Raw genomic sequence first — 12,797 nt, 5'->3', positions numbered from 1 at the left:
CGAAGGGGTGTCGGCCCGGTGCGGCGGGGCGGCTGCCCCGCCCTCGGCAGATGTGCTGGGACGGCCGGGCCCTCAGACGGGCGTCGGGGGCGGCGGGGTCCAGCGGTGGAGTCGGGGTGCGGCGGAGGCGACACCGTACTCGGCCTTGAGCCGTTCGGGAATGGCGTACTGCATGATCCGGCCGCGGGTGAGGGAGCTGAGCTCCAGGTGGGTGGTGAGATGGCCGAGGCGGTCCAGGGCCCACTCCCCCAGCGGCGAACGGTCCTCGATGTGTTCGAGGACCCCGAGCAGGGCGGGCGAGGCCTTGACCGCCGTGTCCCATCCGGTGCGCGGGACCTGGAGCCAGTCGGCGCAGGTGTCTCCCATGAGGTAGCGGATGAGAGCGGCGACCACCGGGTCGAGGACGGTCCCGGGGACGACCTCCTCGTAGAGGTCGATGAGCTGTCGGGTCAGCCGCGCCCCCTCTGCGGAGGGGCCCATGTACCGGGTCATGTAAAGGTCGGAGAAGCGCCGGGCCTCGTCCATGTCGGTCGGAGCGTGTTCGGGGCTGACCCCGAGCATCGCGCCGACGATGCGCCAGGCGTAGAGGTAGGACTCCGCGCCGTCGACCGACATGTGGATGCCCAGGCGGTGCAGTGCGTCCAGGACCTGGATGGAGAAGATCATCTGACCGCCGATCATGTCCTCCTGACAGATCGGCGTGCCGAGTGCGGCTGTGTCCCAGCGGCCCTCGCGGCGCATGTGGTAGCGGATGGAGGCGTGCAGCAGACGCACCTTCTGGGCCGCGGGGACGAACCTGCTCCCCGCCTCGAAGGCGTCGGGCTGCATCAGGTAGACGGTGAACTGACCGGTCTCGGCCATACGCCGTGAGGGGTACTCCAGTGCGTGGGTCGCGCTGAGAAGCCTGGCCACGTGCGGGATGACATAGCAGGCGGGCATCGCGGAGAAGGCCAGGGCGGTGGAGATGTGCACGTTGTTGTCGATGAAGAACAGTCGGGCCTTCTCCATCTCGCCCCAGTCGACCCAGGCCGGGGGTGCGGAGGTGGTGTGCAGGTACTCGCGGGCCACGTCGGGCAGCCCGTCCGGCACCTCCTGGCCGACCGTGGTGAAGTAGCGCATGAGGGTGTTGAACGTGCCGACCTCCCCGCGCTCGAACAGCGTTTCCACCGTCGCGTCCGCGAGTTCGTCGCCCATGAGCCGCAGTGCGTCCATGGAGTCGGGTGTGTAGGACATGGGGGCCTTTCGACGGGTCAGGACTGGCGGGCCGCGGCCGCGGCGACCATCAGGGACAGTGCGGCTGCGGCCTCGTCCGGCAGGTCCGTGCGGACGAGCACGTCGGTCGCCGCTTCGACGCGCTGGGCGATCATCTCCTCGACCCGGCCGGGGGCCCCGGTGCGCAGCGTGATCGAGCGCACCTTCGACAGGCCCTCGCCGTCCAGGCTGCGTCTGCCGAGCAGACCGCGCAGTTCCCGGCGTTCGGTCGCGGTGGCGGCCGACCAGGTCTCGGAGAACAGGGCGGTCGGCCGGTTGCCCCGGATGTCGTCCAGGTTCGGCTTGCCCGTGACCTCCGGGTCGCCGAAGAGCCCCAGCAGGTCGTCGCGCAGCTGGAACGCCTCGCCCAGGGGGAGTCCGTAGGCGGTGAAGGCCTCCATCAGCGCACCCGGGGCGCCGGCCAGGGCTCCGCCGATGCGCAGGGGGTGTTCGACCGTGTACTTGGCCGTCTTGTACCGGACCACCTGGAGCGACCTGGCCGTGTCGGGCGGGGCGCCGGTGCGCAGGACCTCCAGGCACTCGCCGGCGATCAGTTCCCTGGCCATGACCGCCCACAGCTCGCGGGCGCGGGACAGGTAGGCCGAGGGCAGGCCGCAGGAGACGAACAGCTGCGCGGCCCAGGACATCAGCAGATCCCCGGTCAGCATGGCCAGGGAGCGGCCGCCTGTGCGGGGGCGCGCCCTGCCGGTGAGCGCCGCGCTGAGGGCGACGTGGGCACTCGGCAGGCCGTGTCTCATCGCGCTCTCGTCGATGAGATCGTCGTGGATGACGGCCGCGGCGTGCAGCAGTTCCATCGCGGCGGCAGCCCTGACCAGCGCGTCGCTGTCCGGCTGCCCGGCGGCGCGCCACCCCCAGTAGCAGAACGCCGCGCGCAGGCGCTTGCCGCCGTTCACCGCCGCGAGCAGCTGTTCGACCACCGGGAGCAGGTCGGCGTCGATGGCGATGAGCTTGTGCGTCTCCTGCTGCGCGAACACCTGGAGCGCCGCGTCCACCCGTGCCCTGAGCAGGATCTGTTCCTGGGTCTCAGTCATCGCTGCGGCCGGTACGGTCGGCGGCCCGCCGGGCCAGCAGTTCCATGTGGCACTCGGGCACCGACACGTAGCGCCGCAGAGCGAGCTGTCCCCGCCGGCGCAGCTCCTCCCGGCCGTCCGCGGCCAGCTCAGGCAGGTCCGACCGGCCCAGCAGCGACCTCGCTCCCCGCAGGGCCCCTCCGACCCGGTCGAACACCAGGTCGGCCACCCCGGCCGCGAGCAGCACCGGCTCGCTCACGCGTTCGGGCCCGTCACCGTCATCATCACCGGTGCGCATACGGCACTCCCCATCCCCGACTGACACGAAAAAGGACCGCGGTCGAAAACACGTGGAAGGTCCGTGAGAAATACGTTCGGACGGCGGCCCACTGCGAATCCCCTGCCGGTCGATCTTCTTCCGCAATCACCGTTTTTGTCAATGCGATGGCGTTATCCGGTTCTCTTACGAGAGGACCGAAATGCCAGAGGATGGCGCTGACCGGGGAAAATGCTTTCGGGGTGTGCCGAAAATACTCGGGCGACACCTTCCCCCTGCAGGTGCCATGCACGAGGGCTCGTCAATCGAATATTACCCTTTTTCGGAAATAAGGGAATATGAGGCAACCAGAAAGAAAGGTTCGCAGAACCACCCCTTCTACCGCAATCTTGTACTTATAGCGATTTTAAGCGTCGAAATAGACGATAAGTACAAGATCATCGAGGTCAGAGGCTCCCGCGTCCCACCGGCAACGTTCTTACTCGGTCCACCAGGTGCGCCGGGGGGCTCTGTTCACTCCGCGGCGCGCCGGAACCGGTACCACTTCGGCGAGGTCCGGTTCATGGGCCACCCCAGACCGGTGGGGTCGGCGTCCTCGACCGTGAGGAGCTCCCACCCCGGGAACGCGGCCTCGACCTCGGCCCGCGAGACGCCCTCGACGAGCCGCCGGTACCGTGACGGCCCGAAGGCGAGCATCACCAGGGTGGCGCCCCGTGCGGCGACCGCCGTCACAGCTCGCCCCTCCGCGGCCCGCTGGTCCGGGTCGAGGCCCTGGAAACAGCCGATATCGAGGAAGAGGTCGAACGTACCCAGGTCGGCCGGGCGGAGGGCAGTCACGTCACCCACCACGTAGGTGACCTCCTCCGGCCCCTTGCGCCGGGCGGCCCCGATCGCCTCCGGCACGATGTCGACGCCCACCGCCTCCCAACCGTGCCGGGCCAGCACGGGAGTGAACTGCCCGCGTCCGCACCCCACGTCCAGAGCCCGCCCGGGGCCGGTCGGACGTTCCCTCCCCTCACGGTCGAGGAGGCCCTCGATCTGTGCCCCGCCCGCGGCGCCGTAGCGCTCCCAGGGGGTGAGACCGAGGCGATACATCCACGCGTATTTCGCCATGGCCTCAACGTAGGCCGTCCCCTCGGCGCGAGCCGTTCGGCCCCCGCCGACCGGCGCCGGGGGAGCGAAGCGGAGCGTCCGGGGCCCACCTGCCCCACCCGTCCGGGACCCGGTGGGCCACAGCTCGGCGTTCGCGAAACCCGGTACCGGCGGTGGCGGGGGGTTTGCTACGGTCGGCGCGGGGTGGGCCGTGGGACTCGACCGCGACTTCCGAGAACTGCCTTTCAAGCACCCTTCACGCTGATCGCGCCACCACTTCCCGGCCCGCCCTCCTCCTCGCGCTGGAGTTTTGATGACCGACACCTACGCCGACCTGCTCGCCTGTGAGGACCTGCTGCTGTTCGCGGGCGCCGCGATCTCCTCCACCGGGCAGCGCGAGTTCCACTCGGGTGCGGCAGAGCAGCGGTTGTCCCTGGAGTTCCTGCACGAGTACGTGCACGGGACCCATCCGGACGTGTACGCGTTGACGCTGGCCCTGCACGTCAACGACCACAACGCCGCCATGGTCGTCCACCGGCTGCTGTCGGCTCCCCGCTCGGTGGCACCCGCCGAGGAGCGGGCCAGGGAGAACGGCCTGATCCGGCGCCGCCTCGCGAAGATGCCGCCGCAGCGGGTGTACCGCCTGTTCACACGGCTGGCCCGGGAGCGGGTCAACAACCGCCGTACGCGGGCCGTGATGCGCGCGTGGATCGGAGCCCGCCCGAACCTGGCCCTGGACGCGGTCAAGTACCGGTCGGGCCTGCGCGCGGCCGCCCGGCACGCACGCGTCGACCTGCCCGGCGAGGTGGGCGTGTTCCTGTTCTCACCCCCCGCGAAGAGGCGGCGGCACCGGTACGGGTCCCCGCTGCTGCGGGCCCACGGCAGGGCCCACTACTCGGCGTCGGACCTGTACGACCTGCCGTACACGGTGGCCGAGGGGTTCGCGGCCCATCACCGGGTGCCACGGGTCGTGTTCCTGGAGGGCGTTCGCGAGCGCGCCACCCGCGCGGAGCGACTGCGTCTCAGCGAGGGGGCCCGGCGCCACGGCGTGGACACACGGGTGGACCTCACCACCGCCCCGCTGCTGCGCCTGTGCGTGTACGTTCTGTCCCTGCCGCTGTCCGAGCGCCGCGACCGCCGCGCGGAGCTGGAGGACGCGCTTGCCGGGTCGGCGCTCCGCGCCGCGGGCACGGCGGCGGGGACGTGGCCGCGCACGGCCGCGGTGCTGGACGACAGCTACTCCTCGATCGGCTCCCCGGTGCGGCGCCACCACCCGCTGGCGGCGGCGCTGGCCTGCCACCACCTGATCCGGGCCCTGGCACCGGAGGGCTCCTCACACTGGGTGTCGGGGCACACCGACCCCCTGACGGTGCGCCCGACGGGCCCCACCCACCTGGCGGAGCGGATCCTGGACGCGCTTGAGACCGGGCCCGCGCGCGTGGTCGTGGTGTCCGACGGACACGACAGCACCCCGCCGCTGCTCGCCGACACCCTCACGCTGTGGCGGCGGCACGTGGACCCGGGCCGCGAGACCGCGATGGTGCACCTCAACCCGGTGTTCGACGCCGAGGGGCTGGGTATGCGGCCGCTCTCCCCCGCGGTGCCCACGATCGGCCTGCGCGATCCGCACACGCTGCCGTCCCTGGTCGAACTGGCCCGGTTCGGCGAGGGTCGCCTCGGCCTGTCCGACCTGCGCGAGCACCTGCGCGCCACCGCCGACGCCTACCTGGAGGCCACGTGAGCGAGGGGTTTCCGGGGCTCTCCCTGGGCGAGGACGTGCGCACCGGCCCGGCCCAGCAGTGGGGGAACGTCCGCCTGGTGCCGCTGCTCCGGTCCGCTCCGGTCCCACGGCTGCGACTGCACCCGCTGGCGGCCGGTGACCTGGTGGACGACCCGGACGCCCCCTACGACGAAATGCACTGCTTCGTCCCCCACGCGTACGTGCTGACCTGGGAGGGTGATCCCGCTCCCAGCGCCTCCTACGGAACCCAGATCGTTGACCACCGGTCCCCGCCCCCGCGCCGCGTGCACCTGGACTTCCGTGGCCGTCAGGTGCGCGCGGCCGTCCGGGGCAGGGCGCGGTTCCTGCCCCTGCACATGGCGGCGGACGGGTTGGTGTCCCTGCAGTCGGGAGGCCCCTCGATCGCTTGGGCGGAGTGGTCCAGGTCCACCGTCCGCCACGGCCTGTCGCCCGCCGCACTGACCACGTACCTGGGCGGGGAGGTCGAGGGCCTGGCGGAGGCGCTGCGGGTGTTCGAGATCCACCCGGACCAGTGCGGCGTGGTGGTCCACGTCGCCGACGTCCTGGCGTCGGCTCACCTGTACCCGCACCCGGAGGACTACCGGGCCCTGCACGCCAGCCTGCTCATGGACATGTTCGGGGAGAGCCTGTACACGTACGGGCTGCTCGCGGGCGGGGTACAACCGCTGTACACGCCGGTCCGGGCGCGCGGCGTCAGGTCCCTGGGGGACCTGCGCGCGCGGGTGGAGCGGAGCCGCGGCGACACGCTGCGCGCGCACGACGACCTGATGCTGTCCTCGTTGACGGGGAGCCTCCACGAGACCGGGGGGAGGTGGGACTTCGGCGGCCCCGCTGACGCGGACCCCCGCGAACGCGCGTTCACGGTGGGGTGGCTGGCCCCGGCCTTCACGCGCGGGAGCGCCGACCACGTCGGGGAGGTGATCACGGACCGGTACGGGCGCGTCGCCTACCTCAAGTCGCTGCGGCTCTCCACCGCCCAGAGCCGCCGCGGGCACCTGATTCGGGTGATCGGGGAGGCCGGCTGGGAACTGGACCGCGCGGCCCGCTCCCTGGGCGTCACACGCCTGGACCTGGTCACCCGGATGGAACGGGCGCGCCTGGCCCACCTGCTCTCCCCCGGCCTGCTGGCGGAGCACCGCGCGGTTACCCGGCGGCGCGCTCCCTGATCCGCTGCGCGACCCCGTCCAGGAGCCATGCGAGCCCCGCCTCGAAGGCCTCCTCGGGGCCGGGGGCCCCGGTGAGGCGTTCGATCGCCGGGTAGCGTCCGGGCTCGGCGCGGGCGTCCAGGAAGGCGTCCTGTACCGAGTCCCACGAGCGGCCGTCGGGGGTGGTCCACCGCGCGGCCCGGTCGGCGTCGACCACCTTGGCGACGTGGCCCCGCACGTAGCCGTCGACGGCCTCGACGACGGTGAGCGCCTCGCGGCCGGTCAGCCCGGTGCCGTCGAAGACCCGGAGCGCCGAGTCGGCCCAGGCGAAGGCGTGGGGTCCGACGGGGCGGGCGGCGCTCATGAGGCTGACGAGCCAGGGGTGTTCGCGGTACCCGCGCAGGTCCTCGCGCGCCCATGCCTCGACCCGCTCCCGCCAGGTCCCGGGGCGGGTGTGCGGCAGCGGCGCCTCGCCGATCATCGTGTCCACCATCAGGGCGATCAGGGCCGACTTGTCGGGGACGTAGGTGTACAGGGTGGCCGCGCCCACGCCGAGCCGGGCCGCGACCCGGCGCATGGAGAGGGCGTCGACACCCTCCTGTTCCGCGACCTCCAGTGCGGCGCCGACGAGTGCCTCGACGGTGAGGTGGTGCCGGGGTCCCCGCCGGGGGCGGCCCGGGCCGCCCCACAGCAGTTCGAGGGTGCTCCTGGGGTCGTGGACGTCCGCCACCGTTGTCTCCTCCCGAAAACTCCGTACACTGTTCGATAAGCCGAACGGCGTACGGAGTTTATCTCGGGGAGGCCCCCATGCCCGAACAGACGCCCCCACCGGGGCAGGAGTCCCGACCTGGGCAGGAGCCCCCGTCGGAGCGGGTGCCCCGGCCTGCGCAGAAGACCCCGGCAGCGGGGGACCCGTCCCCGGCCCAGCCGCCGTCGGCGTCCCGCCCTGCCCCTGCGCCGCGCGCGACGCCGCTCGTCCGGGCGGTCCTCGTGGCCGCGGCCGCCACCGTGATCGGGGTCCTGGCCACCGCCTCCACCACGTTGTTCCCGGGGCCGGACGCCGCCGCGGACGCACCGCTCGTCCTGGCGGTGCGCACCGCCTTCACCATGGCCGGGGTGGTGCCCCTGGTGTGGGCCGCCGCCCGCTTCCTGGACCGCCGCCCCCTGGCCGCGTTCGGCCTGGGCCGCTCACCCCGGGGCTGGGCCACGCCTCTGGCCGCCCTGCTCGCGCCCCTGCTCGCCACCGCGCTGCTCCTGGGGGTCGCGGTGGCGGTGGGCGCCGCCTCCGTCGACCCCGACGCCGCGACCGACGCAGCCCTGACACTGGCCGTCGTGCTTCCACTGCTCCTGCTGGCCCAACTGCTGCCCGAGGAACTGGTGTTCCGCGGCTACGCGCAGCACGTCCTGGGCGACCGCTTCTCCCCCTGGGCGGCCCTGCTGATCCAGGCCGCCCTGTTCGCCGTGTCGGCCGCGCTGGTCACCGGCGCGTACGCGAACACGGGATATCTGTTCCTCCTGGGCGTGTTCACCGGCGTCCTGCGGATGAACACCGGCGACGTGTGGACGGTGCTCGCGGCGCGCACGGCCCTGGCCGCCGGAGGCCTCGTGTTCACCGCGCTCGACCTGCGGCTGCTCCAGGCGCCCGGCCTGTGGGAGGCACTGCTGGTCTTCGGTCCGGCGCTGGCGGCCCTGTGGGCCGTGACCGCGCTCCGCAGCCGCCGGCCCGCACTCGCCTCGGGTGTCCCGGACGCCGTGCCCGGCCCCCGCCGCGAACTCCAGCAGAAGGGGATCCTGTACGACGTCGGCTCCAGCTACCTGCCGGGGCAGCACTCGCGGCCCCGCTGGCGGTCCGACGTGGTGGACGAGGAGATGCGGGTGATCCGCGAGGACCTGCACTGCACGGCCGTGATGGTGTTCGGGGAGGACCTGGGGAGGCTGGAGGAGGCGGCCCGCCTGGCCCTGGCCCATGGGCTGTACGTGTGGGTCCAGCCCCGGCTGGTGGACGGCGCCCAGGAGGAGGTCGTCGCCCGCCTCGCGCGGACGGCGGAGTTCTCCGAGCGGCTGCGCGAGGAGCACCCGGACAGGGTCGGCGTCAACGTGGGCTGCGAGCTCAGCGTGTTCGTGCGGGGCATCGTCCCGGGCCGTGACTTCGGCTCGCGCAGCTCGGCTCTGGGCCTGCTGTTTCCGCTGTTTCCGCTGTTCAACCACCGCCTCGGCCGCCTGTTGGGCAAGCTGGCCGCCACCGCGCGGGCGCGGTTCGGCGGACCGCTCACCTACGGCGCGGGGACCTGGGAGAGCGTGAACTGGACCCCGTTCGACGTCATCGGGGTGGACTACTACCTGGACGTGCTGACCCGCGCCACCTACCGGCAGGGACTGCGGCGGCTTCGGGCCACCGGCAAACCGGTCCTGGTCACCGAGTTCGGCTGCTGCTCGTACGAGGCGGCACGGTACCAGGGGGGCTCCGGCGCCGACATCATGGACTGGGCCGACCTGGACGATAGACGGGTCACGGGCGACCACGTCCGGGACGAACGCGTCCAGGCCGAGGTCATCGGCGAGATGCTGGACGTGTACGAGACCGAGGACGTGATGGGCGCGTTCGTGTGCATGTTCATCGAAGGGGACTGCCACCACTCCTGCGACCCCACCCGCGACCTGGACATGGCGAGCTTCGGGATCGTGCGTCCGCCGACGCCGGAGTCGGGGCTGTCCCCCGACGACGGCCACTGGGAGCCCAAGGAGGCCTTCCATACCCTGGCCGCGCGGTACGCCGCGAGGGTCACGGCCGAGGACTCCTGACCCTCGCCCCGCCCGGGTTCCGGTGCCGCAGGACGGCACCGACCGGGCGGCGGCCCTACCGTGGGGCGCGGGAAGGAGGCGGGGGCGCTCATCGCACTCCCGTCTCCCCCGTTCACCTCACCCGCGCACGGGCCCGGCCCCGATACGACGCCCGCGCTCCCGACCCGAGGAACACGCCGCCCACATGATCGCCCAGACCCCCGTCACACTGCGCGGCCGCGCCTTCAGCTACCTCGACCACGGCGGCGACGGCGTCCCGCTGGTCGCACTGCACGGGGCGTTCGGCCGCGCCTCCTCCTTCGCCGCGCTCGCCCCGTACCTGGCTCCGGAGTTCCGGATCATCGCCCTCGACCAGCGCGGCCACGGACTCTCCGAGCACGGCGGCGACTTCGGCCGCGACGCCTTCGTCGAGGACGCCGCCGCCTTCCTGAGGCATCTCGGGCCCGGCCCGGCACTCGTGCTGGGCCACTCCCTCGGCGGGGTGACCGCGTACCAACTGGCCGCCCGCCACCCCGGACTCGTGCGCGCCCTGGTCGTCGAGGACGCCGGGGCCGTCACCGACGCCTCGGAGATCGACCCCCCGGTGCTCGACATCACCGGCTGGCCGCAGACGTTCCCGAGCCGGGACGCACTGGCCGGGTTCCTCGTCGGCGAGGGCGTGCCCGCGCTCGGGTACTTCATGGACAGCGCCCACGAGCGGGACGGGGCATGGCGCATGAGGTTCGACCACCAGGACGTGATGGCCGCCCAGCGCGGCAACGTCGGGAACTTCTGGGACGACTGGCTGGGGTCCCCCCATCCCGCCCTGCTCATCCGCGGCGGGCTCAGCCCACTGCTGTCCGCGCGGCAGGCCGCGGCCATGGCGAAGCGCCGGGCCGGCGCCCGGCTGCGGGTGCTGCCGGGCTGCGGGCACTGGAATCGGAGGAGGACCCCTTCTAGGTGTACTGACCACTGAGGTTGGTAACACCCGCACCGCGCGACACAGGCGAAGAGGGCCTCCGGTAACGGTGTGGATCGCGACGTCCACCACCGGACCGGCAGGCCCTCGATGCCCTGCACCACCCACGCCAACGCGCCCCTGCCCCCGCAGGGCGCCTCGCGTCGGCCCGCTGCGTCGTCGAGGAGGGCCGTCCCCTGCGCAGGCCGGACAGGTCGCGTCCGGCCACGGCCCGCCCGGCACTGGTCCATCCCCACGTGCGTGACACGAAGGCGGGGATTCGACAAAAAAACACGACCGGCTCTTCGCATGAAGGGTGCGGTCGGGGCGGTGGCGGGTAGCCGCCGAGGCCTACATCCGAAGGACCTCGGCATGTTCCACGCCGTCTTCGCCGCGCCCTGTCCGACCACGTTCTGCCGTCTCGACGAGCTCGGTCCGAAAGCCGTCGGGCAACGCCTTGAGTCGGATCAGGCGGGGACCGGGTGCCGGATCGCCGAGCCGCGTTCACCGATGGGCGGCCAGTACTGCCGCGAGGCCTTCCTGTAGGTCCTTGACGAAACACTCGGGGACCTCCAGCGACGGGAAATGTCCCCCCTTTTCGGGCGACCTCCACCGGACGATGTTCCGGTACCGCTCCTGTGCCCAGGGGCGCGGACACTTCTCGATGTCGCGGGGGTACATACTGATCGCCGACGGGACGTCGACCCGAAGTTCGGGATCGAGCGAGTTGTGGCTTTCGTAGTAGATGCGGGCCGACGACGCGCCGGTCCGCGTCAGCCAGTACAGGGTGACGTTGTCAAGAACCCTGTCTCTGGAGATCGTCTCGAACGGGCTGTCCTCGGTATCCGACCACTCGGCGAACTTGTCGAGGATCCAGGCGAGAAGCCCGACCGGCGAGTCGACGAGCGAGTAGCCGATGGTCTGCGGTCGGGTCGCCTGCTGCTTCGCGTACGCCGCGCGGTGGCGCCAGAAATCGCGGGTTTGTTCGGTCCACTCGCGCTCGACCACCGTCAGCCCGTCCGTTGTCAACCCGGGCGGCGCCTCCGCGAACGTCGTGTGGATGCCCAGAACGTGCGCCGGGAACCTGCCGCCGAGAACCGTGGTGATATTACCTCCCCAGTCGCCGCCGTGGGCTACGAACTTGTCGTAGCCGAGCCTTCCCATCAGTTCCACCCATGCGGCCGCGATCTTCTCGGTTCCCCACCCGGTGGTGGCCGGCTTGTCGCTGTAGCCAAAGCCTGGCAGCGACGGGGCCACGACGTGGAACGCCGTCGTGTCTGCCTCTTTGGGATCTGCCAGCTCGTCCACTACATCGATGAACTCGGCGATGCTGCCCGGCCAGCCGTGCGTCAGGATCAGCGGAGTGGCATCCGCGCGCGCGGATCGGCGGTGCAGGAAATGGATTCCCAGATCGTCAATGGTCGTGCGGAACTGGCCGACACGGTTGAGGCGCTCTTCGAACGACCGCCAGTCGTACCCGGTGCGCCAGTAGTTCACGACATCGACGAGGTCGGCGAGAGGAACGCCCTGTTCCCATCGGCGAGGGTCGGGCGCGGCGTGATGGACCGTCTCGGCTTCCGGTAGCCGCGCCGCGGCCAGTCGCGCGCGCAGATCGTCGAGGTCGGCGTCGGTTGCGTGGACTTCACATGCTTGCACGTCGCTGGTTGGACGGGGCACGGGACCTCCTGGCCATCGCGGAACCGGCTGCGAACTATTGCGAACCGGCTAAGGCGGTTCTAGCAGGCCTTTGCGCCAGAGTGCAACCTGCTAAGGTGGTTCCATGCGCGCCGAGTACCCTGACTTCCGCCTCGGCAACGTGCTGGCGACCAGCTTCACGGCGACTCTGACGGAGCGTCGTGGCAACGCTGTGGAGCGCATTCCCACGCCGCACCGACTCATCGACTGGTTGGCCGTGAACGGCCTCGCCGTGGACTCCTGCACCGCTGCCCAGCTCGACCTCGCCCGGGAGCTGAGGGAGTCGATTCACGCCGCCGCGACAGCGTCCGCGATCCAGGGCGCTCTCCCCGCATCCGCTGTCCAGGTCATCAACGACCGCAGCGTTCAGGGCCGGGCCGCGGCGATCCTGACGCCCGAGGGTCAGCGGCGATGGCGGCTCGGCTCGGCTTCCCGCGTGGAAGACGCCCTCAGCGTGATCGCCGCCGACGCGATCAGCGTCATCGCAGGCGAACGAGACGGAAAACTGGCCTTGTGCGCATCTCCGACCTGCCAGGCCGCCTTCTTCGACACCAGCCAGAGCCGCACCCGCAGATGGTGTGACATGAACACGTGCGGGAACCGTCAGAAGAAAGCGCGCTTCCATGCCAACCGGCGCAAAAACACCAGATCAGCGGAGTGATCGTCACCCCGGTGCATCCACGTGGGCCCCACGCCCGCGCGCTCTCCTCCGGCTTGCCGCAGTGCCCCCGCACAGCTGCGGCGACCGGTGGACCACCTCTCCCGGTTCCCCCGGTGCCACGTCCCGTGCCTCGTCTTCCACCGC

At 71.7% G+C, this 12,797-nt stretch carries 11 protein-coding genes; 5 read left to right on the top strand and 6 right to left on the bottom strand.

Annotated features, from left to right (window positions below; translation table 11 throughout):
- Nucleotides 1-72: 72 nt before the first annotated feature.
- The 4 genes from ACFWTE_RS04000 to ACFWTE_RS03985 all read right to left on the bottom strand — a co-directional run bounded on the left by ACFWTE_RS04000 (nt 73) and on the right by ACFWTE_RS03985 (nt 3,672).
- Entirely contained in the window at nt 73-1,233 is a 1,161-nt protein-coding gene (locus tag ACFWTE_RS04000; protein ID WP_378777794.1) for an oxygenase MpaB family protein, read from the bottom strand.
- Between the two features lie 17 nt (nt 1,234-1,250).
- Nucleotides 1,251-2,303, bottom strand: a complete 1,053-nt coding sequence (locus tag ACFWTE_RS03995; RefSeq protein ID WP_378777792.1) for a polyprenyl synthetase family protein — start codon at nt 2,301-2,303, stop codon at nt 1,251-1,253.
- Nucleotides 2,296-2,580: a hypothetical protein gene (locus tag ACFWTE_RS03990; RefSeq protein ID WP_378777790.1), complete on the bottom strand. Its 285-nt coding sequence runs from the start codon at nt 2,578-2,580 to the stop codon at nt 2,296-2,298. The genes ACFWTE_RS03995 and ACFWTE_RS03990 overlap by 8 nt, the downstream gene beginning before the upstream one ends.
- Nucleotides 2,581-3,072: 492 nt before the next feature.
- Nucleotides 3,073-3,672, bottom strand: coding sequence for a class I SAM-dependent methyltransferase (locus tag ACFWTE_RS03985; protein WP_378777788.1), 600 nt, complete (start codon nt 3,670-3,672; stop codon nt 3,073-3,075).
- Nucleotides 3,673-3,964: 292 nt separating this feature from the next.
- Between ACFWTE_RS03985 and ACFWTE_RS03980 the strand changes: the two genes are divergently transcribed.
- Both ACFWTE_RS03980 and ACFWTE_RS03975 read left to right on the top strand, forming a co-directional pair.
- Nucleotides 3,965-5,392: a hypothetical protein gene (locus ACFWTE_RS03980; RefSeq protein WP_378777786.1), complete on the top strand. Its 1,428-nt coding sequence runs from the start codon at nt 3,965-3,967 to the stop codon at nt 5,390-5,392.
- The gene (locus tag ACFWTE_RS03975) at nt 5,389-6,579 is read left to right on the top strand and encodes a hypothetical protein (RefSeq protein WP_378777784.1); all 1,191 of its coding nucleotides are present in this window, start codon (nt 5,389-5,391) and stop codon (nt 6,577-6,579) included. Before ACFWTE_RS03980 ends, ACFWTE_RS03975 begins: the two co-directional genes overlap by 4 nt.
- On the opposite strand, the gene ACFWTE_RS03970 is transcribed toward ACFWTE_RS03975, so the two are convergent.
- The gene (locus ACFWTE_RS03970; RefSeq protein ID WP_378777782.1) at nt 6,557-7,288 is read right to left on the bottom strand and encodes a TetR/AcrR family transcriptional regulator; all 732 of its coding nucleotides are present in this window, start codon (nt 7,286-7,288) and stop codon (nt 6,557-6,559) included. The genes ACFWTE_RS03975 and ACFWTE_RS03970 overlap by 23 nt on opposite strands.
- Nucleotides 7,289-7,365: 77 nt before the next feature.
- Between ACFWTE_RS03970 and ACFWTE_RS03965 the strand changes: the two genes are divergently transcribed.
- Together ACFWTE_RS03965 and ACFWTE_RS03960 are read left to right on the top strand one after the other, a co-directional pair.
- On the top strand, nt 7,366-9,360 hold the full coding sequence (locus ACFWTE_RS03965) for a type II CAAX prenyl endopeptidase Rce1 family protein (protein WP_378777780.1): 1,995 nt from the start codon (nt 7,366-7,368) through the stop codon (nt 9,358-9,360).
- A 184-nt stretch (nt 9,361-9,544) separates the two neighbouring features.
- Nucleotides 9,545-10,315, top strand: coding sequence for an alpha/beta fold hydrolase (locus ACFWTE_RS03960; protein WP_378777778.1), 771 nt, complete (start codon nt 9,545-9,547; stop codon nt 10,313-10,315).
- Between the two features lie 486 nt (nt 10,316-10,801).
- Here the strand turns inward: ACFWTE_RS03960 and ACFWTE_RS03955 are convergent, their stop codons facing one another.
- Nucleotides 10,802-11,974, bottom strand: a complete 1,173-nt coding sequence (locus ACFWTE_RS03955; RefSeq protein WP_378777776.1) for an epoxide hydrolase family protein — start codon at nt 11,972-11,974, stop codon at nt 10,802-10,804.
- A 103-nt stretch (nt 11,975-12,077) separates the two neighbouring features.
- Here ACFWTE_RS03955 and ACFWTE_RS03950 point away from each other — a divergent pair, with 103 nt between their 5' ends.
- Nucleotides 12,078-12,653 (top strand): CGNR zinc finger domain-containing protein, encoded by a 576-nt coding sequence (locus ACFWTE_RS03950; RefSeq protein ID WP_378777774.1) that lies wholly within the window; start codon nt 12,078-12,080, stop codon nt 12,651-12,653.
- Nucleotides 12,654-12,797 lie beyond the last annotated feature (144 nt).

Source organism: Nocardiopsis sp. NPDC058631, assembly GCF_042716955.1.
GTDB lineage: Bacteria > Actinomycetota > Actinomycetes > Streptosporangiales > Streptosporangiaceae > Nocardiopsis.
This window is presented reverse-complemented; position numbering and strand designations above follow the sequence as displayed.

Bases quoted from the DNA above. Each gene is read 5' to 3' on its own strand.
- ACFWTE_RS04000 (WP_378777794.1), bottom strand. From the start codon at position 1,233: ATGTCCTACACACCCGACTCCATGGACGCACTGCGGCTCATGGGCGAC.
- ACFWTE_RS03995 (WP_378777792.1), bottom strand. From the start codon at position 2,303: ATGACTGAGACCCAGGAACAGATCCTGCTCAGGGCACGGGTGGACGCG.
- ACFWTE_RS03990 (WP_378777790.1), bottom strand. From the start codon at position 2,580: ATGCGCACCGGTGATGATGACGGTGACGGGCCCGAACGCGTGAGCGAG.
- ACFWTE_RS03985 (WP_378777788.1), bottom strand. From the start codon at position 3,672: ATGGCGAAATACGCGTGGATGTATCGCCTCGGTCTCACCCCCTGGGAG.
- ACFWTE_RS03980 (WP_378777786.1), top strand. From the start codon at position 3,965: ATGACCGACACCTACGCCGACCTGCTCGCCTGTGAGGACCTGCTGCTG.
- ACFWTE_RS03965 (WP_378777780.1), top strand. From the start codon at position 7,366: ATGCCCGAACAGACGCCCCCACCGGGGCAGGAGTCCCGACCTGGGCAG.
- ACFWTE_RS03960 (WP_378777778.1), top strand. From the start codon at position 9,545: ATGATCGCCCAGACCCCCGTCACACTGCGCGGCCGCGCCTTCAGCTAC.
- ACFWTE_RS03950 (WP_378777774.1), top strand. From the start codon at position 12,078: ATGCGCGCCGAGTACCCTGACTTCCGCCTCGGCAACGTGCTGGCGACC.